This is a genomic window from Burkholderia sp. AU33423 (assembly GCF_002223135.1).
GTDB classification, from domain to species: domain Bacteria; phylum Pseudomonadota; class Gammaproteobacteria; order Burkholderiales; family Burkholderiaceae; genus Burkholderia; species Burkholderia lata_D.
Genome location: NZ_NKFH01000009.1, coordinates 463,040 through 487,902, shown reverse-complemented (window position 1 = coordinate 487,902; position 24,863 = coordinate 463,040). Strand labels below are relative to the sequence as shown.

The 24,863-nt window shown below is 63.3% G+C and carries 21 protein-coding genes; 10 read left to right on the top strand and 11 right to left on the bottom strand.

From position 1 onward, the window contains the following. Positions 1–179: 179 nt before the first annotated feature. Positions 180–1,478 (bottom strand): adenylosuccinate synthase, encoded by a 1,299-nt coding sequence (locus tag CFB50_RS35185; protein ID WP_089449016.1) that lies wholly within the window; start codon positions 1,476–1,478, stop codon positions 180–182. Positions 1,479–1,617: 139 nt separating this feature from the next. Here CFB50_RS35185 and gcvA point away from each other — a divergent pair, with 139 nt between their 5' ends. Further along, the gene (gene gcvA / locus CFB50_RS35180) at positions 1,618–2,523 is read left to right on the top strand and encodes a transcriptional regulator GcvA (RefSeq protein ID WP_089449015.1); all 906 of its coding nucleotides are present in this window, start codon (positions 1,618–1,620) and stop codon (positions 2,521–2,523) included. Positions 2,524–2,702: 179 nt separating this feature from the next. Here gcvA and CFB50_RS35175 read toward each other — a convergent pair whose 3' ends face one another. Then, complete coding sequence (locus CFB50_RS35175) at positions 2,703–3,011, bottom strand: hypothetical protein (protein ID WP_046547226.1); 309 nt, start codon at positions 3,009–3,011, stop codon at positions 2,703–2,705. A gap of 2,604 nt (positions 3,012–5,615) precedes the next feature. Here CFB50_RS35175 and CFB50_RS35170 point away from each other — a divergent pair. Next, the gene (locus CFB50_RS35170; RefSeq protein ID WP_039369202.1) at positions 5,616–6,932 is read left to right on the top strand and encodes a replication initiation protein; all 1,317 of its coding nucleotides are present in this window, start codon (positions 5,616–5,618) and stop codon (positions 6,930–6,932) included. 94 nt (positions 6,933–7,026) lie between these two features. Here the strand turns inward: CFB50_RS35170 and CFB50_RS35165 are convergent, their stop codons facing one another. The 4 genes from CFB50_RS35165 to CFB50_RS35150 all read right to left on the bottom strand — a co-directional run bounded on the left by CFB50_RS35165 (position 7,027) and on the right by CFB50_RS35150 (position 12,799). Next, the gene (locus CFB50_RS35165; RefSeq protein WP_089449014.1) at positions 7,027–8,058 is read right to left on the bottom strand and encodes a ParB/RepB/Spo0J family partition protein; all 1,032 of its coding nucleotides are present in this window, start codon (positions 8,056–8,058) and stop codon (positions 7,027–7,029) included. Beyond that, complete coding sequence (locus tag CFB50_RS35160; protein WP_011350423.1) at positions 8,051–8,746, bottom strand: ParA family protein; 696 nt, start codon at positions 8,744–8,746, stop codon at positions 8,051–8,053. Before CFB50_RS35160 ends, CFB50_RS35165 begins: the two co-directional genes overlap by 8 nt. 1,786 nt (positions 8,747–10,532) lie before the next feature. After that, positions 10,533–11,549: an AraC family transcriptional regulator gene (locus CFB50_RS35155; RefSeq protein ID WP_089449013.1), complete on the bottom strand. Its 1,017-nt coding sequence runs from the start codon at positions 11,547–11,549 to the stop codon at positions 10,533–10,535. A gap of 125 nt (positions 11,550–11,674) precedes the next feature. Beyond that, positions 11,675–12,799, bottom strand: coding sequence for an MBL fold metallo-hydrolase (locus CFB50_RS35150; protein ID WP_089449012.1), 1,125 nt, complete (start codon positions 12,797–12,799; stop codon positions 11,675–11,677). A gap of 83 nt (positions 12,800–12,882) precedes the next feature. Between CFB50_RS35150 and CFB50_RS35145 the strand changes: the two genes are divergently transcribed. Both CFB50_RS35145 and CFB50_RS35140 read left to right on the top strand, forming a co-directional pair. Then, the gene (locus CFB50_RS35145; RefSeq protein ID WP_089449011.1) at positions 12,883–13,536 is read left to right on the top strand and encodes a TetR/AcrR family transcriptional regulator; all 654 of its coding nucleotides are present in this window, start codon (positions 12,883–12,885) and stop codon (positions 13,534–13,536) included. 194 nt (positions 13,537–13,730) lie between these two features. Further along, positions 13,731–14,222: a flavodoxin family protein gene (locus tag CFB50_RS35140; protein WP_089449010.1), complete on the top strand. Its 492-nt coding sequence runs from the start codon at positions 13,731–13,733 to the stop codon at positions 14,220–14,222. 94 nt (positions 14,223–14,316) lie between these two features. Here CFB50_RS35140 and CFB50_RS35135 read toward each other — a convergent pair whose 3' ends face one another. Continuing rightward, on the bottom strand, positions 14,317–14,901 hold the full coding sequence (locus CFB50_RS35135; RefSeq protein WP_089449009.1) for a DUF2889 domain-containing protein: 585 nt from the start codon (positions 14,899–14,901) through the stop codon (positions 14,317–14,319). Between the two features lie 729 nt (positions 14,902–15,630). Here CFB50_RS35135 and CFB50_RS35130 point away from each other — a divergent pair. Both CFB50_RS35130 and CFB50_RS35125 read left to right on the top strand, forming a co-directional pair. Next, positions 15,631–16,293 carry a ProQ/FinO family protein gene (locus CFB50_RS35130; RefSeq protein ID WP_089449008.1) on the top strand — a complete coding sequence of 221 codons (663 nt, stop codon included), beginning with the start codon at positions 15,631–15,633 and terminating at the stop codon, positions 16,291–16,293. 501 nt (positions 16,294–16,794) lie between these two features. Further along, positions 16,795–17,856, top strand: coding sequence for a DMT family transporter (locus CFB50_RS35125; RefSeq protein ID WP_069249911.1), 1,062 nt, complete (start codon positions 16,795–16,797; stop codon positions 17,854–17,856). Positions 17,857–17,976: 120 nt separating this feature from the next. On the opposite strand, the gene CFB50_RS35120 is transcribed toward CFB50_RS35125, so the two are convergent. The 4 genes from CFB50_RS35120 to CFB50_RS35105 form a co-directional block, all read right to left on the bottom strand. Next, positions 17,977–18,342, bottom strand: a complete 366-nt coding sequence (locus CFB50_RS35120; protein ID WP_069249910.1) for a bleomycin resistance protein — start codon at positions 18,340–18,342, stop codon at positions 17,977–17,979. Between the two features lie 59 nt (positions 18,343–18,401). Then, positions 18,402–18,992 carry a nitrogen fixation protein NifQ gene (locus CFB50_RS35115; RefSeq protein ID WP_089449068.1) on the bottom strand — a complete coding sequence of 197 codons (591 nt, stop codon included), beginning with the start codon at positions 18,990–18,992 and terminating at the stop codon, positions 18,402–18,404. 84 nt (positions 18,993–19,076) lie between these two features. Continuing rightward, positions 19,077–19,502 carry a TOBE domain-containing protein gene (locus tag CFB50_RS35110; RefSeq protein WP_069249909.1) on the bottom strand — a complete coding sequence of 142 codons (426 nt, stop codon included), beginning with the start codon at positions 19,500–19,502 and terminating at the stop codon, positions 19,077–19,079. Between the two features lie 293 nt (positions 19,503–19,795). Beyond that, positions 19,796–20,377, bottom strand: a complete 582-nt coding sequence (locus tag CFB50_RS35105; protein ID WP_373452991.1) for a TetR/AcrR family transcriptional regulator — start codon at positions 20,375–20,377, stop codon at positions 19,796–19,798. 262 nt (positions 20,378–20,639) lie between these two features. Here CFB50_RS35105 and CFB50_RS35100 point away from each other — a divergent pair, with 262 nt between their 5' ends. From CFB50_RS35100 to CFB50_RS35085, 4 genes are read left to right on the top strand one after another with little or no spacing between them, the layout of a single operon-like run. Further along, positions 20,640–22,208, top strand: a complete 1,569-nt coding sequence (locus tag CFB50_RS35100; RefSeq protein WP_089449006.1) for a bifunctional 3-(3-hydroxy-phenyl)propionate/3-hydroxycinnamic acid hydroxylase — start codon at positions 20,640–20,642, stop codon at positions 22,206–22,208. An 11-nt stretch (positions 22,209–22,219) separates the two neighbouring features. Then, positions 22,220–23,122: a VOC family protein gene (locus tag CFB50_RS35095; protein WP_089449005.1), complete on the top strand. Its 903-nt coding sequence runs from the start codon at positions 22,220–22,222 to the stop codon at positions 23,120–23,122. A gap of 53 nt (positions 23,123–23,175) precedes the next feature. Further along, positions 23,176–24,021, top strand: coding sequence for an alpha/beta fold hydrolase (locus tag CFB50_RS35090; protein WP_089449004.1), 846 nt, complete (start codon positions 23,176–23,178; stop codon positions 24,019–24,021). Positions 24,022–24,074: 53 nt separating this feature from the next. Further along, positions 24,075–24,863, top strand: a complete 789-nt coding sequence (locus tag CFB50_RS35085) for a 2-keto-4-pentenoate hydratase (RefSeq protein WP_089449067.1) — start codon at positions 24,075–24,077, stop codon at positions 24,861–24,863.

Here is a 24,863-nt window from a genome sequence, read left to right as displayed (position 1 = left end):
CAGTTCGTCGTATTCGGCGTAATCCGGATGCCGAATCGTGTCGCCGAGTCGCCCTGCGCGCGGTGTACGGACCGAGCGCATACGCGCCCCCGTCGCGCCGGCACGCGACCGGCATCGGATCGGCAAAAACTACCCGGCGACCACGATGCCGCCGCGCGATTCACGGCATGGATGACGTATTAGGCCCCGGCGGCCGCATCGAACGGATTACGCAACACGATCGTGTCGTCGCGCTCCGCGCCGGTCGTGATCATCGATACCGGTGCGCCGGCGACCGCTTCGACGCGCGCAATGAAATCCTGCGCGGCGCGCGGCAGCGCCGCACGTTCGCGTACCCCCTTCACGGTGCCGCGCCAGCCGTCGAACCGCTCGTACACCGGCTTCGCGCGCGACTGCACATCGAGGCTCGCCGGCAGATGATCCATCCGCACGCCATCGAGTTCGTAGCCGACGCACAGCGCGATCGACTCGAAACCGTCGAGCACGTCGAGCTTGGTGAGCGCCAGCGAATCGATGCCCGAGACCCTGACGGCCTGGCGCAACTGCGCGGCATCGAGCCATCCGCAGCGGCGCGGTCGGCCGGTATTCACGCCGAACTCCTGCCCGCGCGCACGCAGTGTTTCGCCGGTCGCGTCGGACAGCTCGGTGAGGAACGGGCCGCCGCCGACCCGCGTCGCATATGCCTTGGTGACGCCCAGCACGTGGCCGAGCTTCGACGCACCAAGCCCGGTACCGGCCGCCGCCGCCGAGGCAACGGTGCCGGACGACGTCACGAACGGGTACGTGCCCCAGTCGATGTCCAGCATCACGGCTTGAGACCCTTCGAACAGCATGCGCTCGCCGCGGTCGGTCGCGTCGTTGAGATCGGCCCAGACGGAGCGCACGAACGGCAGTATCCGCGGCGCCAGGTCGATCAGCGTCGCCAGCATCGCATCGCGGGAATACTCGTCGAGCCCCAGGCCGCGGAACCATGCGTTGTGATGGTCGACGAGCACATCCAGTTTGGCGGCGAGCCGGCCCGGTTCCGCGAGATCGCCGACGCGCAGCCCGCGACGCCCGACCTTGTCCTCGTAGGCCGGCCCGATCCCGCGCAGCGTGGTGCCGATCGGCTCGCGGCGCAGACGCTCCTGAGCCTGATCGATCGCGCGGTGGATCGGCAGCACCAGCGTGGCGTTCTCGGCGATCGACAGGTTATCCGGCGTCACCGACAGCCCGAGCTCGGCCATCCGCCCGATTTCCGCGAGCAGCGCTTCCGGATCGAGCGCCACGCCGTTGCCGATCACGCCGCGCTTGCCGCGCACGATACCGCTCGGCAGCAGCGCGAGCTTGTACGTCTTGTCGCCGACGACCAGCGTATGACCCGCGTTGTGGCCGCCGTTGTAGCGTGCAACGAGATCGGCCTGTGCCGCCAGCCAGTCCACGACGCGCCCCTTACCTTCGTCGCCCCATTGGGCGCCCACGACCACCACGTTCGGCATGCTCCGCACTCCATGTGAGAAATTCAGACAATCATTCGGCCGAGCCGGCCGTTTGTGTGCCATATTGGCGGAGCTTGAGCACCCGATCAAACGATTAAACCTGAACCATCGTGTGAGTAAATATCACACGAACGATGCAATGGCCCGACGACTCCCTCCGCTGAATTCGCTGCGTGCGTTCGAAGCAGCCGCGCGCCTCGGCAGTTTCACGCTGGCCGCGGACGAACTGTGCGTGACCCATGGCGCGATCAGCCGGCACGTGCAGCAGCTGGAAGCCTGGCTCGGACGGCCGCTGTTCGAACGCCATAACCGGCGGGTCGAGCTGACCGACTCGGGCCGGGCGTATCTCGCCGAGGTCGGCGCGTCGTTCGACCGGATCGCGCTCGCCACCGCGCAGCATTTCGGCCACGCGCAGCAGCGCGTGTTGCGCGTCAGCGCCCCCGCGACGTTTTCGTTGCGCTGGCTGGTGCCGAAGCTGTCGTCGTTCCAGGTCGCCCATCCGGCCATCGAGGTGCGGCTGTCGACGTCGAACGAGCCGATCGACAAGCTGCGCGACAAGGTCGACCTGATCGTTCGCGGCGGCCCGCAGGCCATCGACGGTTACGTTGCCGAGGAATTCCTGTCCGAAATCCGGCTGCCGGTGTGTGCGCCGAAGCTGCTGGAAGGCCGGCCGTTGCATACGCCTGCCGATCTGGCCGGCTTCACGCTGCTGCACGCTGCCACCTATCCAGGCATGTGGCCTGAATGGCTCGCGGCAGCCGGACAGCCGAATCTCGTGCCGCGCCACTCGCTCACGCTCGAGCACTTCTACCTGACGCTGCAAGGCGCACTCGACGGGCTTGGCGTCGCGATGGGACCGATCGCGCTCGTCGCGGACGACATCGCAGAAGGTCGGCTGGTGCAGCCGTTCAGCGAACCGGCACTGCCGCCGTGGCGCTACTTCACGTACGTGGCCTCGGCACGCGCGAATGACGAAGCGGTGCGGGCGTTCAAGGACTGGTTGAAGGTGGCGGGAAATACGGCGGCACCGGGAGTGCGGAGCTGACTGTGTCGGTGTGCAAAGCGCACGCGCCGAGACATACAGGAATGCGAAACAAATAACGCAAGCGCCTGGATCGCGTTTGCCTTCGTCGATACCGGGAATGCTGTTTTCGAGGTGCGCCGCGGAGCCGCGACGCACGCGGCAAGCCGCGGATCGAACCGTGGCTTGCCGCCGGCCGGCGCTTACTGACTTGCGCCGGCGGCTTTCTTCTCCGCGTTCTGCAGGTTCTGCGGATAGTTCGGATCATTGGCCGCGGGCTTGTAACCGGCGTCTTCGAGTTTCTTCAGCTCGGCGTTGTTCTTCGCACGTGCTGCCTTGTGCTCTGCTTTGCGTTGGGCCCGGGCCGCCTTGCGTGCCTGGCTCTTCGCTGCCTTCGCGTCCTGTGCCGCGGGTGCGCTGGCGTCGGTCTGCGCAAACGCAGGAACTGCCGAGCCGAACAGGAACGCGGCTGCGGTAGCAGCCAGCGTGAGTTTTCTGATCTGGATTTGCATCGCTGAACTCTCTTTTCTGGTTTATCACGGATTGAAAGACCATCGAGATACCGCCCCTGTCCCGATCGGTTGTCATGCCGAGTTCGGGACCTGTGCATCATAACCGCGCCGCGAAAAATGTGGCGCCAACGTGGGAACGGAATGGGGATACACGTATGGGAGACAACGTGGATGCCGGTCGACTGTCACCGACAGGACGAACTGTGTGGCGCGTGTCGATGCGTGTGCCGCTCGCGCTGCGGCGGAGACAGGGAGCGGTCGGTGTACCCGCGATTCAGCGCGGAGGATGGGTCATGTGCGCCCGGTGCAGTGCGAGGTGAATGACCCAGGACTGTTTCATAGGGGGTGTTGCCGGCACGCTCGCGCCTGAGGTGACTGTTATCAGACCATTCACGATCACAGCATCAGCAGTCGAACTGTGTGCCGCGTTGCCAGTCGACGCGGTTCAAGCGACGGTTCCTCCCATAAACGACCACGATTCGGTTTTGCGGCGATCAACGCATGCACGATTGCATCACCACGGCGCGCAGCATTCGATCCGGCAACCAATCGCCGCACTGTGATGCCGAGCGCTACCTGGGCCGGTACAACGCGTCACCGCGTGATCCTGTGGGTCCGTATGACGAATGGTATGAACACATCGCGTGTGGTGAAGAGATCGGCGGGATTCACTTCACGGTTGCGCCGACGGTGCCGCACCGATGTCGCTGCGCTCGTCCGGTGACCGTGGCACGTCGGGTTGCGATGTGGCGGCCACGCTTGTGATTCGTCCGATTCGGCTCAGGAACGCACCGCGCAACATGTGCGAATCACGGGTTTTTCATTCCGCCGCTTGGCTCGCCCGGAATCCAGGCGGAGGCCGCTGCCCGCACAGCGTGCCGATTCCTGCGGCCTCGCCTGGTTGGTGAGCTTTTACAGGATTCGGAACTGCCGGAAGGTGAGCATGTTCGGGATCATCGCTTGAATTCGATTGCGGTGAGCTTCGCGGTCGCCCGCATCTTCACGTTGGTTGGCGACGTGCCCTGGATCGACCCAGGAGCCGGCGATGCGTGCAGATAGCGCCACCCCACCCAGTTCATCTGCGGGAAGCCGTTCCCGGGCCTCTCCTTGTGATCCTGGTGCACAGCATTGAACTTCGGTTGGTGGCTCCAAAGGTAGAAAGTTGGAAGACAACCGAGGCAGCAAAGCGAACGACGTCGATTCCTCTGTACACAGCCCATAGGCTAAATTTGACCAGAGACGCGCGCGGGCAAGCGGAAAAACTTGTCCACGGACAGGGACGCATGAGTGCAAAAAACCCTTCGGCTGCCGTCCCGGATGATTTCAAACTGCTGTGAACGAAACCAGAGAGATTCATGTTTCCGGATCGTTGATCCGCTTTGCGGGTCGGTGACACGCGCTGCCGGGGTCACGAAGCCGGTTTTTTGATCCCATAAACGGGAACCTGTGCGTGGAAACGGAGCCTTCTTCTCGTTTTTCTCCCATAGGTTTCTACGTTTCGGGCTCATGTGAGTGTGTACTCACCTCTTTTGGGAGCCTTGTCGGGCCTGGAGCCTGTGTAGAACAGGGCGCCAAGTCATTGTTTCCACGCTTGAATCGATGGTTTGAAGGCGAGCAACACCATAGACGGCTACCCATTGGTAGCGGTTTATGGGGTTCGTCTTTCTGTGGAAGCGCACGTGTGTTTACATCTTTTGTAAACCACGTTTACTTCTTTAACTACCTTTAGACGGCTCACAGCCTTATCTGACAAGGGTTTGATGGGGGTTCGGTACCCATTTATGGGAGCACAGGTGTAACGGCTTGGGAGTTAAGGTCTGTGGATTTGGGGATTGGGGTACCCCGTTGTGGGGAATCGGGGTTGTGGATATGGGGCAAGCGTACCCGGTTATGGGAAATCGGCCCGGAAACGCGTTGGGTAGTCGTCTATGGGATTGCCCGTGGGTAGCCTTTTATGGGGCGCTTTTCGGGATCCGTGAACGCCGGGTCGCACAGTGATTTTTCTCGGGTAGCCGGTTATGGGGCCCCTCAAAGGTAGCCGGTTATGGGTCACATCTGGGGTCGCTCGATTGCTTCTCTCCCGGATTTCCTGTGGCTGGCTCCCATGGACAGGGTTGATGGGACCGACAGGTAACCTTTTATGGGGAAAACAATGGGTTGCCGTTTATGGGAGCGATGTTTGCCCTCAGGGCTGGAATCAGCGCAGCCAACGCAGCCGGTGCCGGTCGAAAGGTACCCTCCTGTGGGAATCGGTGAAGGTAGCAAGTTATGGGAAGAAAGCAGGTCCGTGCTGCAGAGCACCACGAATTCGCCCAACGATCTCGATTCTCCGCATTTGCTTCCCATGGATGGTTACCTTGCCAGGGGCAAATCTCATGCCGGGTTTCCGCGTCCGGGCAGGAAAGGTAGCGGCTTGTGGGAGGCATTTTTGTCGAAAGGTAGCTGGATATGGGGTTCCGCACAGATCGTCTGATTGTTAATTTTCCTTTTATATCTGTAGGTTAGCGGAGATAGTGCAAGTAAATCCGGAACAAGGACGTTGCTCGTTGGCGCGAAAAGGTATAAAGTCCGCTCTCAACAAGGTGACCTTATCCGGACATTACGATGCCGCGCAAGCCCGCAAGCAAAGGCTCAGACAAACAGGTTTCGCTGTTTCAGACCCCCGAGCCTCCCGACTTGCTGCGCAAGGCGGTCCAGGCGATTCATATCGCGCCCAAGTCCGGAAAGATCGGCCTGCAGCAGCGCAAGATGTTCAGTTCGCTGATCAAGAACGCGCTTCGCCAGGAGGCGTTCGAGCCGGGCCGGACGAGCTTTTCGATTTCGCTTGCGTCGTTGTCGCACGAGAGCGGGTTGAACAGCAACAATACGAAGTACGTGAAGGACACGGTCAACTCGCTGATCAGTACCGTCGTCAACTGGGACTATCTGGCCGCGGATCGATCGACAGTCTGGAAAGCGTCGGGCCTGCTCGCCGGCGCGGAGCTCGAGCAATCGGTGCTGAAGTACAGCTTCTCCGACCAGATTCGCAGCGAGTTGCTCAACCCCGAGATCTACGCACTGATCGATATGCGAATCGCCCGCGAGTTCCGGCGGTCGCACTCGCTCGCGTTGTGGGAAAACACGGTGCGCTACGAGGGGATCGGCATCACCGCGAAGATTCCGCTGCCGAAATTTCGTGACCTCATTCTCGGCCAGGACAAGGCGTCGCAGTCGTACAAGGAATACAAACTGTTCAAGAGCAAGGTCCTGGTGCCGTGCATTCAGGAGGTGAACGAAGTTTCGGATCACACGCTCGAGCTGATCGAACACAAGTCCGGCCGGAGCGTGGAGGCGGTTCAGTTCAAGGTGACGCGCAAGCAGAGCACCGATACGGTGGAGGACGGCGACGTCAAGAACGAAGCGCTGGTCGAGGAGGTCGCCAAGTTCGGCATCCCGCGCTCGGAAGCGCGCCGGCTGATCACGCAATACGGCGTGCAGCGCATCAAGGCGGCGATTGCCTATACGCTCAATCGGACTACGAAGAAGAATGCGGCGCCGGTCGACAACGTGGCCGCGTATTTCCGCAAGGCGCTGACGCACGGCTACACGCTGTCCGACGGGCAGGGAACGGAAGCGGCGGCCCCGGCGAAGGAATCTGCGCAGAGCAAGCAGGAGCAGATTCGCGATAAATATCTGGCGGCGAAGGTCGAGGAAGCCGGCGCGTATTTCCGCGAACTGGAGATCGACGACCAGACCAAGCTGATCGAGCGTTACAACGAGACGGTGGCAGGCTCGAAGGACCTGACGCTGTCGCCGAAGAAGAAGGCGAGCAAGCTCGCGCAGACCAGCTTCTTCCGATGGCTCGCGCTGGATACGTGGGGCGAACCGACCTCGGACGACTTGCTGGAATTCCTGCTGAAAAGCAGTCTCGCCGGCAACTGAACAAGGCCTCGCAGCCGGATGTGTGTCGCGCGCCGGACGTCGTCGTCCGGCTTCGCGGCGCAACGCGGATGCGAGGCCTTCTGCTTTTCGCGCGTTACTGTTGCGTGGCCGTTGCCAGTTCGGCAACGTACGCGTCGATGACGGTCTTGAGCTTGTCGGCGAGCGCTTCCTGGTGCGATGCGTCGACGCCCTTGAGCTGCAGATCCAGACGTCCGTCCGGATAGGTTTTCAACTGGCCGATCGCTTGCGATTCGAGCGCGAAGTCATGGCGAACGCTGTAACGCGTACGCCCCGCTTTCTTGCTGCCGTCGCTTTGTGCACGCAGGAAATTTTCCAGATCACGAACCGACTTTTTCCGGTCGATCACGGCCGTCAACAACCGGTCGGCAGTCGGCTCGCCCAGGCGTTCGAAGATCAGCTTCAGGAAGTATGCAGCCTGCAGGCCGACCACGTCGTTCGCGCTCGCCATCCGCTCCAGGAGTGTGTTCGGGAGCGCGTTGAGCGACAGCGTCTTGCTGATCGATGCCTTGTCCTTGCCGATCTTTTCCGCCAGCGTGTTCTGGTCGGCAAAGACTTTCTCGTCGAGGAGACGCTTCCACGCGACCGCATCATCGAAGATCGTCTGGCGTTCGTGGTCGTGGTTCGCGCGATATGCGATCGTGTAGAGCTGCTCAGGCGTGTGATCCGTGCGGAACGTGGCGTTGATGGTTTCATCGCCGTTGATGCTCGTCGCGCGGAGCCGGCGTTGCCCATCGATCACCACGAGCTTGCCGGGAAACTCCGGAAGGCGCGTTACCTTGATCGGCTCGATCTGCCCTTCCCGTTTCAGTGTCAGCGCGAGCTCGTGCAGACTCGACTCCGAGTAGAACACGCGCGGGTTGAACGGGTTCGGAATGCAATCCTTGACCAATACCTTCTGAGGCGCGCCAAGATCCGGTGTGCTGGCCGGCGTGGCCGAGGCCGGAGCGCTGGCGGGTGCCGTTTCGCCGACGACATTCGGTGCAGCCGCCGGTTCGGGCAGCCGCGTTTCGAGTGCCGCATTCTCCTGCGCGAGTCCGCGCAGCAGGCCGGCTGCGAGATGCAGGTTGCCGGTCGGCTTCTTGTCCTTCGAGGTGTCCTTAGCCATGGGCGGCTCCGGTAGCGCGCGTCGACGCGATGTATTGGGCCATTTCCGTGACCAGCTTTTCGATTTCCGCACGGGCTTCTTTCAGGCCCTTCAGATATCGATTGTGGTGATGGATCGTGGTGCCGAGCGCAAACGTCTGACGGTAGACCTCGCGCTGCGCGATCTGGCTGTCGAGCAGATGCTCCCCTATTTCTTCAGCCCTTAGAATTTTTAAAATTTCTTCACGCATTTTAGTTTTTCCATTAACGCTATTCAACATTAATGCGGAAGAAAGATTCGGGTTACGGACGGACCGCATCGACTCGATCATGCGGATCATCGCGACCGTGCTGTAGAGATCGGCTGGCGATGGTGATAGCGGCACGAGGCAGAAGTCGGCGACCTCGAGTACGGAGGCGATTCGCGGGTCTTCGAGGTTGCCAGGACAGTCGACAACGATCACGTCGAAGTTCGCGTCCTGTTTCTTGATCTCGCCGCCGATGCCGCGACCGGCAGGGGCCAGAGAGAGAACCGTCATCGGCAGCGTGTTCTCGCCGCTCGTCACCCACCGGACGGACGTGCCTTGAGGGTCGGCATCGATCAGGGCGACCTTGTTGCCGCCGGCTTCGAATGCAGCGGCGATATTGACGGAGATGGTTGTCTTTCCAGTCCCACCTTTTTGATTACTGACGGCGATCTTGAAAGCCATTAAATTCCTCCACGGAGTTTTGCGTAATATATTCAATTGTTATCGAAATGTCCAGAAAAGCCTTCGACGTGACGTATGTCTTGAAGATCGATGTGGTTGTCACGTGACAAGTGTGCCGAATGGCTAACGAGTCAGTCGTGATTGGCGGTCGAGTAAAAATAAAACTGACGATCGCGATTGGAAATTACTCCGAACATCGGGAGGAAGTTCGACGGATTGTCGATGGCAGCGTATGCGAATGGAGATGGGCCGCTTGAGGTCGCAGTGTCTCCGGCAGGACTCACCACAATTTCCGTTAGCCAATTCATGGGCGTCGCGACGAAACGTGGTTGTCACGTGACAAGCAGAAGGGATTTGCTCCTTCTCAAGGTGGCCCAGTGCGCGAAAATCGTTGATTTGATCGCTCTTATGGTAATGGGGAGATCATTCGATGCCCGAAATACGACTTTGGATTTGGAATGACCGCCTCTCGTGCGATGAGTTGTCACGTGACAATCGATTCAGAGCGGGAGGTAACGGAAGTGCTGAATCGTTCCTCTGGAGGGGTTGTGACCGGACTCAATAGAGCATGAGCACGTGGATCGATAAAGAAGAGATTCGCGTCGCAGACTTATCGCGATATGCAGCTTCCTGGCTGGATTGGCTGCGGCGTTGTCACGTGACAACTGGTGTGTTGTATCGGGGGACTTGGGTGTCGAAGTGACGGCTTGCGCCGCATGTCGAACGAAGGGCGTCCTATGTAGAAGAGTATGGTCATCAATTGCTTCGCAGACCCGGGAGCTTCATCATTGTCTATCCGTAGTCATATGCAGAAGAAAGGCGCCGGTTAGCTTGCCGGGCTGCACCCGGGAGTACGTATCACGGGCGTGTTTGATATGGCCCCATTTATGCGGAGTGTTTTGTTCGGATCAACTTTGCCCATGTGTTGGTCGGAAGGGGAGGGTACGACCTTGGTCGCGCGTAGCCTTGGGTTAAGCCAGGAGCTTCTGCGCTACAACTCTGCATGCGAGGCTCTGATTTGCGACGAACTGCAGTGTTGAAGGCCGCTGACAACTCAAACGGGCCGGATCGTGAAACATTTCCAGGAAATTCGACGTTCGTGGAAATCCTTATCTGGCAATGGGTTGCGCTCTATTCTTCATGTTGTTTCACGCCCAATCGCCGATATCGCCCTTGTAAATAGGGGCGTATGATCATTTCGCATGCTTCGTGCCAAAGACGGTAAGGATGCACTGCAAATTGTCTCATTCGATACGTAATATGTAGTATTCAAGACGTCTTTGTTGGACTGATATCGAGCTGAATCGAAGTGAGGCGAATCTGATACCTCACGACACGATGCAGAACACTCATATTAGGTGCCTGCGCTGATCTCTCAGCGAGAGTTGTCACGTGACAACGCACACTCTCACCGCGCGAATCGTTGGGCCGGAACGTGGCGCGAGACTTCCGGCACTGGAGAGTACGTGGCCGAGCGACAGGAGGGCACTAAGGCGACTTGGTTGCAGAGGGGGCAAAGCCCCCATCAGTTCACGAGGTCGGTATGAGACGACCCGTCTCCCGCCGATGGAACACTTGCGAGTTCGGGTGTCGGTCGGACCGCTCGATACTCAAATCGAAATTCGTGGCGGGCTGCCTGGCAATCAATCCGGCGGTCAGCAACAAGCGCGTATCCCGCTGCGCTCGTTTGGCTCAACCGGATCGACCTTTCACGTGGAGAATCGATGCAACCTTTCTACGGATACCACCAAACGCGGATCCTGCATCTCAAGTACCGTCCCTGAGATCAATACGTTGTGGCCACCGACAGAACAACATCCGCTCCACTTCGCAGGCTATCGATATCTCTCCGCGGAGAATTACCGAACAACCGGCTGTATTCGCGATTGAACTGAGTCGGGCTCGCATATCCGACCCTGAACGATGCCGACGCGGCATCGAGCCGCTCGGACAGCATCAGTCGACGTGCTTCGTTTAGCCGAATCCATTTCTGGTACTGCAGCGGACTCATGCCGGTGAGCTGGCGGAAGTGGTGGTGAAAGGTCGAGCTGCTCATTTGTACCTGCGCCGCCAGATCGTCGACGCGAAGCGACTCGTCGTAATGGGCCCGCAACCACTGGATCGCCCGCGATACGCGGTTGCCCTGACTGCCGGCGGACGCAATCTGACGCAGACGCGCGCCCTGGTCGCTCGTCAGCAGCCGGTAATAGATTTCCCGCTCGACGTACGGTGCAAGAACTGCAATGGCATTCGGATCATCCAGCAACGCCAGCAAGCGATTCACTGCGTCGTAGAGCGGTTCGTTCATATCCCCGACGACGAGGCCGCGGCCGGCAGGGGCTTCCTCGTGATCCGCTGCGACCTGCGCCATCAGTTCAGCCATGACCCGAAAATCAAGCTTGAGCCCGATTCCGAGAAACGGCCTTTCGCGGCTGGCCTCGATGACCTGCGTCGAACCGGGCAAGTCGAGAGACGTGATCAGAAAGCGGTTGGCGTCGCAGAGATACACATCGCCGCTCTGAATGAGCCGCTTCGTGCCTTGGACGACGAGACCGAAGCTCGGCTCGACCATGCAGTCCATCGGCTGCGTTGTCGCCTCCCTTCGATGGAGGCTCAGGTTCGGAATGGCCGTGGTGAGGTGATCGACGTCTTTCGTCCATCTCGCGACGCGCTCTGCGAGCGTCTGCCGCAGGTCGTTCTCCCGGCTATGGCTCGTCGATCGGGGGACTGCCGGGTTGAATGCGGCGATGGTGGCGTCGTCGACGGGTTGGCCTGGTGCGTATCGGACGGGTGCCGGAGGCATGACTTCTCTACTCAGGGAATCGGGTCTACAGACAGCCCGTCGACGTGCGGGTACGCCGGCAACGCGCCTACCGGAGTCGCGGCATTGCCGCGCTCCGGGGAAAAAATGTACAACGATGGTGGGCTTTACTTCGTGGCCTGCGACGCGCAAAGCGTCCAGCGGCGCGATTTCGTGGCAACGGACGTCACGCGCTCGTCGACCGTGCGCCACCACCGCTCGCCGCGATGCGGTTCGTCGAGTGCAAGGCGTTCGCCCATCCTGGGCGTCGACAGATCGACGCCTCGCACGATCGCCAGTGCCGTGACGCGCTCGAATGGTTCCTGCCAGCGATGCATCGCGAGATCGAACGTGCCGTTGTGAATCGGGACCAGCCAGCGTCCGCGCAAATCGATGTGCGCCTGCACGGTCTCTTCCGGCTGCATGTGCACGTACGGCCATTGCGCGTCGTAGGCGCCTGTTTCGATCAGCGTGACATCGAACGGCCCGAGGCGCTCGCCGATCGTCCGGAAACCGTCGAAGTAGCCGGTGTCGCCGCTGAAGAACACGCGTAGGTCGTCGTCGACGATGACCCAGGACGCCCACAGCGTGCTGTTGCCGTCGAACAGGCTGCGCCCGGAAAAGTGCTGGGCAGGTGTCGCGGTCAGTGTCAGGCCGGCGACGTCGACGCTCTGCCACCAATCGAGCTGACGGATTTTGTTCGCGTCGATGCCCCATTCGATCAGGCGGTCGCCGACACCCAGCGTTGTCACGAACACGCCGGTGGTTGCCGCGAGCGCGAGCACCGTGTCGCGGTCGAGATGATCGTAGTGATCGTGCGACAGGATCACGCCGCGCAGCGGCGGAAGATCTTCAAGCGCGATCGGCGGCGCATGGAAACGCTTCGGCCCGACGCGCCGAAACGGCGACGCGCGCTCGGCGAACACGGGATCGGTCAGCCAGAATTCGCCGCGCAGCTTGAGCAGCAGCGTCGAATGGCCAAGCCGGTACAGGCTGCGATCGGGGGCAGCGTCGAGTTCCGCGCGCGTCAGCGAGTCGACGGGTAGCCGCCCTGCGGGCATGGTATTGCGCGGCTTGTTGAACAGCACGTTCCAGGCGATCCCGAGCGTCTTGCCCAACCCCTCGACCGGACGGGGCGCGACATTGCTGAAACGCTCGCCATTGTGCTGCGGCGAGCCGCCAGACAGTGCGCGGCCGCGCCGGGCGGCCGCCAAACCCAGAATGCGATGAATCAAAACGAGAGGCGATGCCATGTCGGTTCGTCCGGAATAGAAAGTACACTAAACAGTGTAGTTTATTTCTGGGATAAGTAAACTACCCGGTGTAAAATTTCTGAATGGATACCAGTACTCCCCCTCAGCGCCTGACCGATCGAAAGCGCGCGGCCATCGTCGACGCGGCCATCGAGGAATTTCTCGCGTCGGGTTACGACGCGACCAGCATGGACCGCATTGCTGCGCGTGCCGACGTGTCGAAGCGCACGGTCTATAACCACTTCCCGGGCAAGGAAACGTTGTTCGCCGCCATCCTGCAAAAAATGTGGGACGCGACCCGGACAGGCAGTTCGCCAACCTATCGTGCCGATGTGCCCCTGCGCGAACAATTGCTTGCGTTGCTGGATCGCAAAATGCGCCTGCTCAGCGACGAGGCATTTCTGTCGCTCGCACGCGTCGCGATCGGTGCGGCCATCCATTCGCCGGAACGTGCGCGTGACATGGTCGAGCGCCTCGGCGAACGCGAGGAAGACATGACAGTCTGGGTGCGGACGGCCGCGGCCGCCGGACGCCTGTCGGTTACCGATCCGGTGTTTGCCGCGCACCAGTTGCACGGTGTCGTGAAGGTATTCGCGTTCTGGCCGCAGGTAACGATGGGCCAGCCGCCGCTCGCGGCACCCGAGCAACAAAAAGTCGCTGAATCCGCTGCCGACATGTTTCTCGCGTACTACGCGCAACCGGAACACACCGACGCATCGCGCGACGTAACGGACTGATCGTGTATCCGGTCGAACTTGCGCGAATCGAGCCTGGTGCGACGTGCACGATCGATACGTGCGTCGCAACGACGAGCCGGCAAACCGGCAGATCCGCGCAAGCGAATGCGGGATTGCCTCATCGGGTCTCCGGCCATTCAGCGGAAATCGGCGATGCCGTCAGCGCACCTGAAACCGAACGTGAGTAACGACGAATGAAGACGCTGTTGATCGTCTATCACACGATGACCGGAGGCACGCAACAGATGGCCGAAGCGGCCGCCGGCGCTGCGCGCGAGCAAACGGGCGTCGACGTGAGGCTGCAGCGCGCCGATGCGACGAGCGCGGCCGACGTGCTGGCCGCCGACGCCTATCTGTTCGCCACGCCGGAGAATCTCGCGGCGATGTCCGGGCTGATGAAGGATTTCTTCGACCGCTGCTACTACGCGGCGCTCGATCGCGTGAACGGCCGCCCGTATGCGGTGATGATCTGCGCGGGAAGCGACGGGCAGAACGCGCTGCGCCAGATCGACCGGATCGCGACCGGATGGCGGTTGAAGAATGTGGCGCCGGGCCTGATCGTCTGCACGCACGCGCAGACGCCGGAACGCATCCTCGCGGCGAAGACGATCGACGCCGGCGATCTCGCGCGCTGTGCCGAATTGGGCGCCGGTCTTGCAGCGGGGCTTGCACTGGGCGTTTTTTGATCGCAGGCGCTGCAACTGCGACGACTGTTCGACGCACGTTTGCGCACGCGACGCGCGCATTCTGCCGGTACGGCACTGGCCGAATGCCGGGCCTTTAGCTGCCCTTCGCCGTCTCGGAAGGCTGGTGATATTCGGGCCAAAGACGTTTCACGAGATCGCGCGATGCGCCATAGGCATGGCAGCTGTCGATCTTGAGCGGCTTTCCGTCGCTGTCGCGCGCCTCGAGCGACGACTTCCGCATGCCGACCATCGTCTGATAGGCCGTGGTGGCGATCGGGCCGAGCAACTCCTTCAGGTGCGTGCACGTATCGCAGGACGGCAGGCGTTTGCGAATCTCGCTGTTCCACCCCGCGCCGATGCTCAGTCCGACGAGCGCCTGCAGCGAGTCGCCGCCGCCCGGGCACTGCGCATACGGATGCGACCGGAGGAACGTGGATACGGCGCGGACGACCATGTCGGCGTCGAAGACCAGTGTCACGCCGAGGTCGTGGATCGGCGACAGCGCAGCGACCGTTCGCGTGCCGCCCGGCGGCGTGAAATCAAAGGTTTTGCGGTCCGAGAGGCAGGCCGTTACTTCGAACCGGCCGTCGCTGCGCCGATAGCCGCGCATATCGATCTGCCGATGGTGAATCTCCTCGCGCATGATGCCGTCGTGCGGGATGTCGTGTGGGGGAACCATGTATCTGCTCCGTTTCGTACAACCGGTTCGTTCTTTTGGCTGGCAAGCGTGATGCCGGCGGCTCGCCCGTGGGACTAGGCGAAACGGGCCGAGGTACGCTGCCGACGACATCGATCCGGCCATACTACGCACTTTTCGGCCTCTTCGTGCGCCACGGGATGGGTGCGGACGCAACGAGTCGTGTGCGGGCACCGATGCTTTCGAATGGGCACGGCGCTTGCGCGGATCCATCGCCGTGATCTTTGATTCGCACGCGGCCGACGCCGCTAACCGGGATGCAGAATCGCAGGCGGGGCCCGCGACGCACCGATACGGCACGATTGCATTCGACGTCCCGGACGCAATACCACATGTCGGACGTCGATCAGTACCGCCGGGGCAATCGCGATACGGAAGATGGCCCCGATTTCCGCCAACGAGCGTGAACGGCGTGACTTCGGGAAACGTATCCATATAATGCGCAACACGACCGCATGGACGCATTTCCGGTACCCCGAATCAGGCCAATGCAGACCAGTGAGTCAACCGGCCGCCGCGCGTACCGGTATACTTCCACTCCTGCCTTGTCCGGCATCGTGGCCGGGTGCCTGAAAACAGAGTGGCGTGCGCGATGCGGCCCCGTCGTATTCCGCATCGGCGGCAGACGGGTCGCACGCATGGCGGCGAAGCTTGTGCGCCGCGCGGCATGGCCGCACGAACCACACCTTATATTCCTGGTGGATTGAATTTATGGGTTTTGAACAACTTGCCGAATTGCGGGCGCAGCTCGCAGCGAAGGCCAAGCAGGAGCGCAACGCGAAGCGGCCGGCAGCGCCGGCGGACACCGGCGCGAAGCCGAAGTCCGGCGACCAGCCGCAGCGTGGCGCCAAGCCGGCTGCGGCCGGCGGCAAAGCAGCGCACCGCGCGAAGCCGGCTTCGGCGAAGCCGGCGGCGCCGGTCGATCCGGTCATCGTTGCGATCGGCAAACTGCAGCGTAAGTTTCCGCGTGCGTTCCCGAAGAATCCGGCCCCCAAAGTGCCGCTCAAGGTCGGTATCTGGGACGACCTCGCACGTGAAGCACAGGCCGTCGGGCTCAACGAAGCCGAACTGCGTGAAGCGATGTCGACGTGGTGCCGTGGCAACCGTTACTGGTCGTGCCTCGTCGAAGACGCCGTGCGGGTCGATCTGCAGGGTAACGAAGCAGGGCGTGTCACGCACGACGACGCAGCGCGGGCGCGCCGGCTGAAGGCACGCCGCCCCGGCAAGGGCGCGGCACAAGCGGCCAAGGGCGCGCCGCAGCAGCCGAAGGCCGAACAGCCGGCCGAGGCCGCCGCCGAGCCGCAACCGGCCAACGTGGAAGCGCAAGCCGACGCAGCGCCGCAGGTCGAGCAGCAAACGGCCGGAAACGCGTAATCCGCACCGCGCCGCTGCATATCGCACGGCGCAGTCCCGCAGGCACATCGCCCGCGGTGAATGACACGACGGACTGACCTGCCTCGACCGAGGCAGGTCAGGACTGCTCCCACCGGTGCTCGACGTGCCGGGCTCTTACCTGTCCCACCTCGAACAGACCACGCGACCGGACGAAGAAAGTTCGCCGATCGACGCTGCACGCGCGTTGTTTCGATTGTGTCGTTTGCGCATGGACGGTACGCATGCCCCGAATACGGCAACGCGTCGTTCAATTAATTCGTTTTCCTAACATAGAGGCATGATGAAACCACTGACTGGCGCGTGGACGTTTGCGTCCGGTCATCGTGACATGATGACGCGCGATAATCTCGCCGAGGCCGTCAGGTCGCGCGCAAGCTGGCCGCCTGCGATGCAGCTTGCATTGCGAAAGGTACGACAAGCCCACCGCGACGCGACCCGCTGCGACGGCCGGCGCCTTTCAACGTCAATACAAACCGGATCATGCACTCGAGACATTCCGCGATTCTCGTCGCGCTCACCGCTGCCGCGCTGTTCGGCGCCGCGACACCGCTCGCCAAGGCGCTGATCGGCGCGATGTCGCCGTTCATGGTCGCCGGCCTGTTCTATCTCGGCAGCGGCGTCGGGCTCGGTATGGGTATCCTGTTTCGCCGCCTGCACAACCGGCACGCACCGACCGCAGGCGCCGCGCCGCTGCAGCGTGCAGACCTGCCTTGGCTGGCCGGCGCGATTGCGGCGGGCGGGGTGGCCGGCCCGGCTTTGCTGATGCTCGGGCTGTCGAGCACGCCAGCAGCGACGAGCGCGTTGCTGCTCAATCTCGAGGGCGTGCTGACGGCTGTCATCGCGTGGGTCGTGTTTCGCGAGAACGTGGATTCGCAGGTGTTCCTCGGGATGGTCGCGATCGTCGCCGGCGGCACGCTGCTGTCGTGGACGCCGGGCCAGGCCGGCGTGCCGGTCGGCGCGTTGCTGATCGTCGGAGCGTGTCTGTGCTGGGCGGTCGACAACAACCTGACCCGCAAGGTGGCCGCGAACGACGCGATGGTCATCGCGTGCGCGAAGGGGCTGATCGCCGGACCCGTGAACATCGGCATCGCGCTGGCGACCGGCGCGACGCTGCCGGCTGTCCCGGTCACGGCTGCCGCGATGCTGACGGGGCTCGGCGGCTACGGGATCAGCCTCGTGCTGTTCGTCGTCGCACTGCGTCATCTCGGCAGCGCGCGCACGGGAGCCTATTTCTCGATCGCGCCGCTGTTCGGCGTCGTGCTGTCGCTGCTGATCTGGCCCGCGCTGCCGCCCGCGACGTTCTGGATCGCTGCCGTGCTGATGGCGCTCGGCATCTGGCTTCACGTTCGCGAACGGCATGAACACGCGCACACGCACGAGCAGCTCGAGCACACGCATCGGCATCGGCACGACGAACATCACCAGCATGCGCACGATTTTGCGTACGACGGCAACGAACCGCATACGCATCCGCACGTGCATCTGCCGATCACGCACAGCCATGCGCATTTTCCGGACATTCATCACCGGCATCGGCATTGACCGCGTCATGAACAGCAGGCGATACGGTTTGCAAGGTAACCGTTTATGGGGCGTGCATTGCATCGCGCGCGCATCTGTTTGCAGCGCCGCCCGAGCGCGACCGCAGCAGCGGGGGCGAGCCTAGTCTTCGGTCTGGATCAGCCGGATCAGCGAACCATCCGGATCGATCAGTGCGCCGACCGTGCCGCCCCAGGCTTCGCGAGTTGGCCGGTGCGCGCGTGGCCAGCCGGTCGCCTGCTCCGGAATGCCGGCTGCGAGCACGTCGTCGAAGAACCTGCCGACGTCCGCGAGCCGGAAGCAGCAACTGAACCAGCTCGTCGCCGGATCGAGTTCGGGGTGTGGAAAGAATTCCAGCAACAGGTCGCCGCGCTTGAGGATCATCCAGCCGTCATCGCGCCAGGTCTCGGCGAACCCCAGTTTTTCGTAGAACCGGGACGTGATTTCGAAATCGCGCGACGGCAGGTTGGGGCTTGCAATGTCGGTCATGGCGGGTTCTCCGGATGGCGATGCGACGACTCGAATGGGCAGCCCGGCCGCCGCGGTGGTTATTGCGCGTGAGGAAAGCAAAAGCCGAAATCCTCGCAGCCCGGGCACCCGGGGGCAGGGCCCGGCGGCACATCGAGCGAGGCGGCCACTTCCTGTGCGAGGAATTTCTTCCAGCGCAGGTGAGCGATGTTGCGCGCGGCAAGCGCGGGGAAATAGCGATCGAGCATCGCGGATACCGCGTCGCGCCCGTCGAGCCCGAGATCGCGCCACAGATGATCGGGGCGCAGGCAGGCGTGCGCGATGATCGACGCGAGACAGCCGGCGTCGTCGCGGTCGGCGGCGGGATTCGCGTTGTTCATCAGCCGCGTGTGCAGCGTTGTGACGAACGCCGCGTGAGTGGATGGCAGCACTGCCATCGCGGCCGTTGGCGCGAGCGCTGCGACATCGGCCGCAGGCAGGCGCGGAAACTGCCGCGTCAGCAGGCCGGCCAGGTGCGGATGAGACAGGCCGAGCAGCCCGATTTCATCACGGCGCGCGCGTGCCGCAACGAGTGCGCCGAACAGGCGTGCATCGGGTGTGTCGGCACTGGCCGCTGCGGACAACAACGACTGCAGCGCTCGTTGCCGAGCGTGATCGAACGCGGTTGTCATCGCACGCATCCCACCGGCAGCCGCACGGCGCGATTCGTGTGAATGCGTCGTGCCAAACGGATCGCCATCGCGATCGTCATGCGTTCACTCGACGCCGACGATCACGCTCGATGCCTTGAAGATCGCGGACGCAGCCGTGCCGCTCGCGAGGCCGAGGCGATCGACGCTGTCGTTGGTGACGATCGCGACGATCTCGGCGCCGCCCGCGGCCTTGATCACGACTTCCGAATTGACCGCGCCTTTCGCGACCGACGATACGGTGCCCGCGACGCAGTTGCGGGCCGACACCTTGCTGCTGTCGACGTCGACCATCACGATCACCGACGACGCCTTCACGAGCGCGAATGCCTTCGAGCCGGCCGCGAGGCCCAGCGAAGCCGCGCTGCCGTGGGTGATCACGGCGACGATGTCGAGGCCGTCCTGCGTGCGGAGCGTGATTTCGTCGTTGACGGCACCGGTCTTGACGGCGCTGACCTGGCCGGCGAAATGGTTGCGGGCGCTGGTTCGCATGGTGGATCTCCGGAAAATGAGCCGCCCGGCGGGCGGTGGGTAAGAGACGGGAAATTGCGGACGAGTTTACCTTCAATGCCGGCGAAATGCGGCTCGGGTTTGCGATGCCCGGCATTCCGGTTGCGAACGGTCGCTCGATTGCCCGGCGGGCATTCGCCGGAAGCTTCCGGCCAGCCCCCGGGCGGCCTCGCGCGCAGCGCCCGGCGAGTCGCGCGGCGGCGTCACGGTCGCCCCGCAATCCATGCTGCGCTGCGCGACGACGCGTAGCGCGCTGCCGTTCGCGGCCAGCGCGCCTAGCTGCGCTTCGATGCGCTGCGCGGCGCCGCGGCCTGACGCGAAGCCGTCTTGCGGGCCGGGGTGGGCCGCGTCTCGCCCAGCGCGACGAGTGCATCGGTCAGTTGCGCCATGTGTTTCGTCATCGATCTCGGGTCGCCGGACTGCAACGAGACGAACGCGCCGTCGAAACCCATCATGCCGAAGTACGCGAGATCGTCCGCGGCGGCGGCGGTCATCCCCTTGCCATCCTGGCCGAACGCGTTGCGAATCATTTCGCGCATGTAGTCGCGACCTTCATTACGCACATCGACGACGGTCTGCATCGCTTCCGGCTCCGCCGCCTCGTTGCTCATGACCATCACGAACAGCAGGCGCAGGAAATTCTCGCGATGCAGGAAGACCTCGCCGGTCTTCTGCAGATACCAGCCCAGCCGCTCGCGCGGCGTGCCGTCGGGCGGGTTCGCGTGCGCATTGCGCATCGCATCGAAAAACCCCCGCGCGCCTTGCGCCATCACTTCCGCGAGCAATCCGGCCTTGGAGCCGAAGTGATGGTAGATCGCGCTCTTCGGGATGCCGGTCGCTTCGACCAGCGCAGACATCGATGTGCCGGCATAGCCATAGGCCGACATGACACGAGCCGCCGCGTCGAGGATTTCCTGGCGTGATTTCTGACCGCGCCGGTTACCGATTTGTTGTGGATTGTCCATGGCAAAAGTATACGCCTCCCAATTATTGTACCGATCGGTCCAATACGCGTTTTCCCTAGATTTTTAGTATTGGACCTATCGGTACAATTCGCCCATCGACGGCGTGGACCGTCACACCACGTGACGAACGCACTACAGGAGAAGGAGACACCCCATGACTCACGAGTACGACGCCGACGTTGCGATCGTTGGCTATGGTCCGACCGGCGTCATCGCCGCGCTCACGCTGGCCCGGCACGGCATTTCCTGCGTGGCGTTCGAACGGCATCGCGAGATCTACCCACGGGCGCGGGCGGTGACGGTCAACGACTGGACGATGCGGATCTTCCAGAATCTCGGCGTCGACGAAGCGGTGCTGAAACACATCGATCCGCAACGTGCGCTGCGCTGGATGCGCTACGACGGTACCGAGATCATGCGCATCGAACACCCGCCGTCGACGCTCGGCATCAAGCCGCGCTTCTTCAACATCTATCAGCCGACGATGGAAGCGGCCTTGCGCGAGTGCGCGGCGAAGTACGAGCGCGAGATCGACGTGCGCTACGGCTTCGAGGTGATCTCGCTGACGCAGGACGACGCGGGCGTCACCGTGCGTACGAGAAATACGGCGACCGGCGAAACGAATGACACGCGTGTGCGCTACGTGATCGGGTGCGACGGCGGGAGCAGCGCGACGCGCGGCATGCTGGGCATCAAGCTGCTCGGCGATACGCTGGACGTGCAGTGGATCGTGATCGACTGCCGCGTGAAGCGCTGGTGGCCGGATCGCAACCTGCTGACCTTCTGGTCCGACAAGGAGCGGCCCGTGGTCGATATCGCGCTGTCCGGTGGCAATCATCGCTGGGAGCTGCCGCTCAAGCCCGGCGAAAGCGAAGCCGATTTCGCGACCCACGAGCAGGTCTGGCCGCTGCTGAAGGCGCTTGGCGTAAGCGAGGACGACGTCGAGATCCATCAGTATGCGTTCTACCGGCATCACACGCGCATGGCCGATACGTGGCGTGCCGGCCGCGCGTTTCTCGCCGGCGACGCCGCGCACCTGATGCCGCCATGGGCCGGCGCGGGCATGCAGACCGGCATGCGCGATGCCTTCGACCTCGGCTGGAAACTTTCCGGTGTGCTGAACGGTACGTTGTCCGAAGATTTTCTCGATGCCTACGAGACGGAACGCCGGCCGAACGCGACGTTCTACACGCAGCTTGCCGTTCAACTCGGCCGCATCATCAAGCAGGAACTGTCGGAGGACGAGCAGGCAGCCCTTGCCGCGCCGCCCTGCCCGGACGCGCCTGAACCACCGTTGATTGCGCCGCCCGTGCTCGCGGCCGGATGGCTGCGCGGCCCGCTCGGCGATGAGAGCGTCGTCGGCCGGATGGTGCCGCAGCCGGTGGTGGGTGACAACCGCGGCGCGATGGCGCGGCTGGACGACCTGCTGGGTGACGGCTTCGTACTCCTTGGCGACGACGTCGATCCGGCCAGCCTGCTCAGCGCCGACGAAAAGGCGGCGTGGGACCGGCTGGGCGCGCGCTACATCGCCGTGCGCCAGCAAGATGAACATACGCAGGGGCCCGACGAATTCGTCGATCTCGACGGCGTGCTGCAGCCGTGGATGCGCAAGTTCGGCGCGCGCGCGGTCGCGCTGCGCCCGGACCGGTTCGTCGCGGCCGCCGACGTGAGCGGTCTCGCCGTACCCGATCGCACCGTCAGCCGATGCGGGACGAATCAATGAAGGAGAGCAGGATGAGTACAGTGACGGAACTCGGATACGTCGGCATCGAGGCAAGCGATCTTGCCGCGTGGGAACGCTTCGCGACCGGCCTGCTCGGCATGCAGGTCGGCAGCCGCTCCGACGACATGCTGGGCTTGCGGATGGACGGCGCGGCGCATCGCTGGATCGTCGTTCGGGGCGGGGCCGACGATCTCGCGTTCACCGGCTTCGGTTGCGAGACGGACGCGGATCTCGATGCGATCGTCGGCCGGCTGCGCGCGGCCGGCAACGAAGTCGTCGAGGGTGATGATCAGTTGTGCACGCAACGGTCGGTTCGCCGCCTCGCCGTGACGACCGATCCGCTGGGCAACCGCGTCGAACTCTATGTCGGGCTGGCCGCCGCCGATACGCCATTCGAGTCCCCGCAACGCGTGTCGCGCTTCGTTACCGGCGGAATCGGCGCGGGCCACCAGGTGCTGATCGAGAACGGCGCGGACCGTCGTGTGCTCGTCGACTGGTACGGGCTGCTCGGCTTTCGCACGACGGACGTCATCGACGAGGAGGTGGCGCCCGGCATCGTGGCCAGCGTGGCGTTCCTGCGCTGCAACCCGCGTCACCACTCGGTCGCGTTCGCGAACATGCCGTTCGGCAAGCGCATGCATCACTTCATGATCGAGGCCGCCGAGCTCGGCGACGTCGGGCTCGCGCATGACCGCTGCCTCGAAGCGAAGCAGCCGCTCGAGATGAGCCTCGGCATGCACCCCAACGACCGGATGTTCAGTTTCTACGTGCGTACGCCGTCGGGCTTCAACGTCGAGTTCGGTTGGGGCGGGCTCGTCATCGACGAATCCAGCTGGGAAGTTCAGCACCTGGACCGGCTCAGCACCTGGGGGCACCGCCCTCCGCACGTCGTTGCGGACCTGCTGCGCGGCTGACGCCGCGCGCTCCGGCGCGACACACCTCAATCACATTCGGGAAGGAAACCATCATGGCGCTTACCCAGGCTCAGACCAGCCGCACCGTCAAGACGCGGGACTGGCAACTTCATTACCACGAGGCCGGCAGCGGTCATCCGGTGATCCTGCTGCACGGCAGCGGCCCGGGCGCGACGGGATGGAGCAACTTCAGCGGCAATATCGACGCACTCGCGAAGCAGTTCCATGTGTACGCCGTCGACATGCCCGGCTGGGGGCAATCGGATCCGGCGACGGTCGAGCAGCTCGACCACGTCGACGCGGCGATCCAGTTCATGGATGCGCTGGGCATCGAGCGGGCCGCATTCGTCGGCAATTCGATGGGTGGCCAGACGTCGCTGCGGCTCGCGACCGAGCATCCGGAACGCATCACGCACCTCGTGACGATGGGGCCGCCGGTCGGGCGCATGCCGACGCTGTTCGGCGCGGGCGACGGCCCGTCCGAAGGGCTCAAGGTACTGATCCAGGCGTACCGCAATCCGTCGCCGGAGCACATGCGCCGGCTGGTGGAGATCATGGTGTACGACAAGGCGCGCTTCGCGACAGCGGAACTGTGCCAGGCCCGATCGGACGCCGCGCTGCTGCGCCCCGAGCACCTGAGCAACTACGTGGCGGGGCTGCCGGCCGGCGCGCCGCTGCCGAAGTGGGTGAAGCCCGAGCTGCTGCCCGCGATCAAGACGCCCACGCTGCTGATCCACGGCCGCGACGATCGCGTGGTGTCGTTCGAGACGTCGCTGTATCTGCTCGCGAACATTCCGGATTCGCGTCTCGTGCTCCTGAACCGCTGCGGGCACTGGGCAATGATCGAGCATCCGGACGAGTTCAACCGCCTGGTCGCCGATTTCATCGCGAACGCGTGATGGGTATGCGCGATTCCAGTCCACCACCGACCGAGTGCGGGAGAACCTTGAAGATGCCGGATTCCGAAGTCATCGACACGCTGGCCGCGCGCCTTCGCCACGCGGAGGCGCAATGCAGGGCGACCGAACCGGTGCGCGCCGAGATCGCAGCGGACGACGGTGCGGCCGCATATGCGGTGCAGCAAGCCAACGTCGACCTGCGGGTCCGCAACGGCGAGCGCATCGTGGGGCGCAAGATCGGCCTGACGTCACTCGCGGTGCAGCGGCAGCTCGGCGTGGACCAGCCCGATTTCGGCACGCTGTTCGCGTCGATGGCGGCCGGCGATGCCGAACCGATGCGACTGTCGCAGCTGATCCAGCCGAAGGTCGAAGCGGAGATCGCACTCGTGCTCGAGCACGACCTCGTGCACGAGAAGCACACGTTCGCCGACCTGCAGCGTGCGTGCGCGTATGCGCTTGCGGCGATCGAGATCGTCGACAGCCGGATTGCCGACTGGGACATCCGCTTCGTCGACACCGTCGCGGACAACGCATCGAGCGCGCGCTTCGTGCTCGGCAGCCGGCCCGTGCCGCTGAAGGACGTCGATCTCGCGGGCTGCGAGATGACGCTGTCCCTGGACGGCGACGTGCTGTCGCGCGGCAACGGCGCCGCCTGCCTCGGCAATCCGCTGAACGCGGCCGCGTGGCTCGCCGACCGCATGGTGCGGCTCGGCACGCCGCTGCGTGCGGGCGACGTGATCCTGACTGGCGCGCTCGGGCCGATGGTCGCCGTCCGGGCGGCGGGCACGTTCGTCGCGGAGGTTGCCGGCCTCGGCAGCGCGCGCGCGACTTTCATCGATTGA

Bases quoted from the DNA above. Each gene is read 5' to 3' on its own strand.
- CFB50_RS35135 (WP_089449009.1), bottom strand. From the start codon at position 14,901: ATGGTTCCCCCACACGACATCCCGCACGACGGCATCATGCGCGAGGAG.
- CFB50_RS35155 (WP_089449013.1), bottom strand. From the start codon at position 11,549: ATGCCTCCGGCACCCGTCCGATACGCACCAGGCCAACCCGTCGACGAC.
- CFB50_RS35095 (WP_089449005.1), top strand. From the start codon at position 22,220: ATGAGTACAGTGACGGAACTCGGATACGTCGGCATCGAGGCAAGCGAT.
- CFB50_RS35090 (WP_089449004.1), top strand. From the start codon at position 23,176: ATGGCGCTTACCCAGGCTCAGACCAGCCGCACCGTCAAGACGCGGGAC.
- CFB50_RS35140 (WP_089449010.1), top strand. From the start codon at position 13,731: ATGAAGACGCTGTTGATCGTCTATCACACGATGACCGGAGGCACGCAA.
- CFB50_RS35100 (WP_089449006.1), top strand. From the start codon at position 20,640: ATGACTCACGAGTACGACGCCGACGTTGCGATCGTTGGCTATGGTCCG.
- CFB50_RS35150 (WP_089449012.1), bottom strand. From the start codon at position 12,799: ATGGCATCGCCTCTCGTTTTGATTCATCGCATTCTGGGTTTGGCGGCC.
- CFB50_RS35085 (WP_089449067.1), top strand. From the start codon at position 24,075: ATGCCGGATTCCGAAGTCATCGACACGCTGGCCGCGCGCCTTCGCCAC.
- CFB50_RS35125 (WP_069249911.1), top strand. From the start codon at position 16,795: ATGCACTCGAGACATTCCGCGATTCTCGTCGCGCTCACCGCTGCCGCG.
- CFB50_RS35145 (WP_089449011.1), top strand. From the start codon at position 12,883: ATGGATACCAGTACTCCCCCTCAGCGCCTGACCGATCGAAAGCGCGCG.
- CFB50_RS35115 (WP_089449068.1), bottom strand. From the start codon at position 18,992: ATGACAACCGCGTTCGATCACGCTCGGCAACGAGCGCTGCAGTCGTTG.
- CFB50_RS35130 (WP_089449008.1), top strand. From the start codon at position 15,631: ATGGGTTTTGAACAACTTGCCGAATTGCGGGCGCAGCTCGCAGCGAAG.
- CFB50_RS35120 (WP_069249910.1), bottom strand. From the start codon at position 18,342: ATGACCGACATTGCAAGCCCCAACCTGCCGTCGCGCGATTTCGAAATC.
- gcvA (WP_089449015.1), top strand. From the start codon at position 1,618: ATGGCCCGACGACTCCCTCCGCTGAATTCGCTGCGTGCGTTCGAAGCA.
- CFB50_RS35165 (WP_089449014.1), bottom strand. From the start codon at position 8,058: ATGGCTAAGGACACCTCGAAGGACAAGAAGCCGACCGGCAACCTGCAT.
- CFB50_RS35110 (WP_069249909.1), bottom strand. From the start codon at position 19,502: ATGCGAACCAGCGCCCGCAACCATTTCGCCGGCCAGGTCAGCGCCGTC.
- CFB50_RS35160 (WP_011350423.1), bottom strand. From the start codon at position 8,746: ATGGCTTTCAAGATCGCCGTCAGTAATCAAAAAGGTGGGACTGGAAAG.
- CFB50_RS35105 (WP_373452991.1), bottom strand. From the start codon at position 20,377: ATGTCTGCGCTGGTCGAAGCGACCGGCATCCCGAAGAGCGCGATCTAC.
- CFB50_RS35170 (WP_039369202.1), top strand. From the start codon at position 5,616: ATGCCGCGCAAGCCCGCAAGCAAAGGCTCAGACAAACAGGTTTCGCTG.
- CFB50_RS35185 (WP_089449016.1), bottom strand. From the start codon at position 1,478: ATGCCGAACGTGGTGGTCGTGGGCGCCCAATGGGGCGACGAAGGTAAG.
- CFB50_RS35175 (WP_046547226.1), bottom strand. From the start codon at position 3,011: ATGCAAATCCAGATCAGAAAACTCACGCTGGCTGCTACCGCAGCCGCG.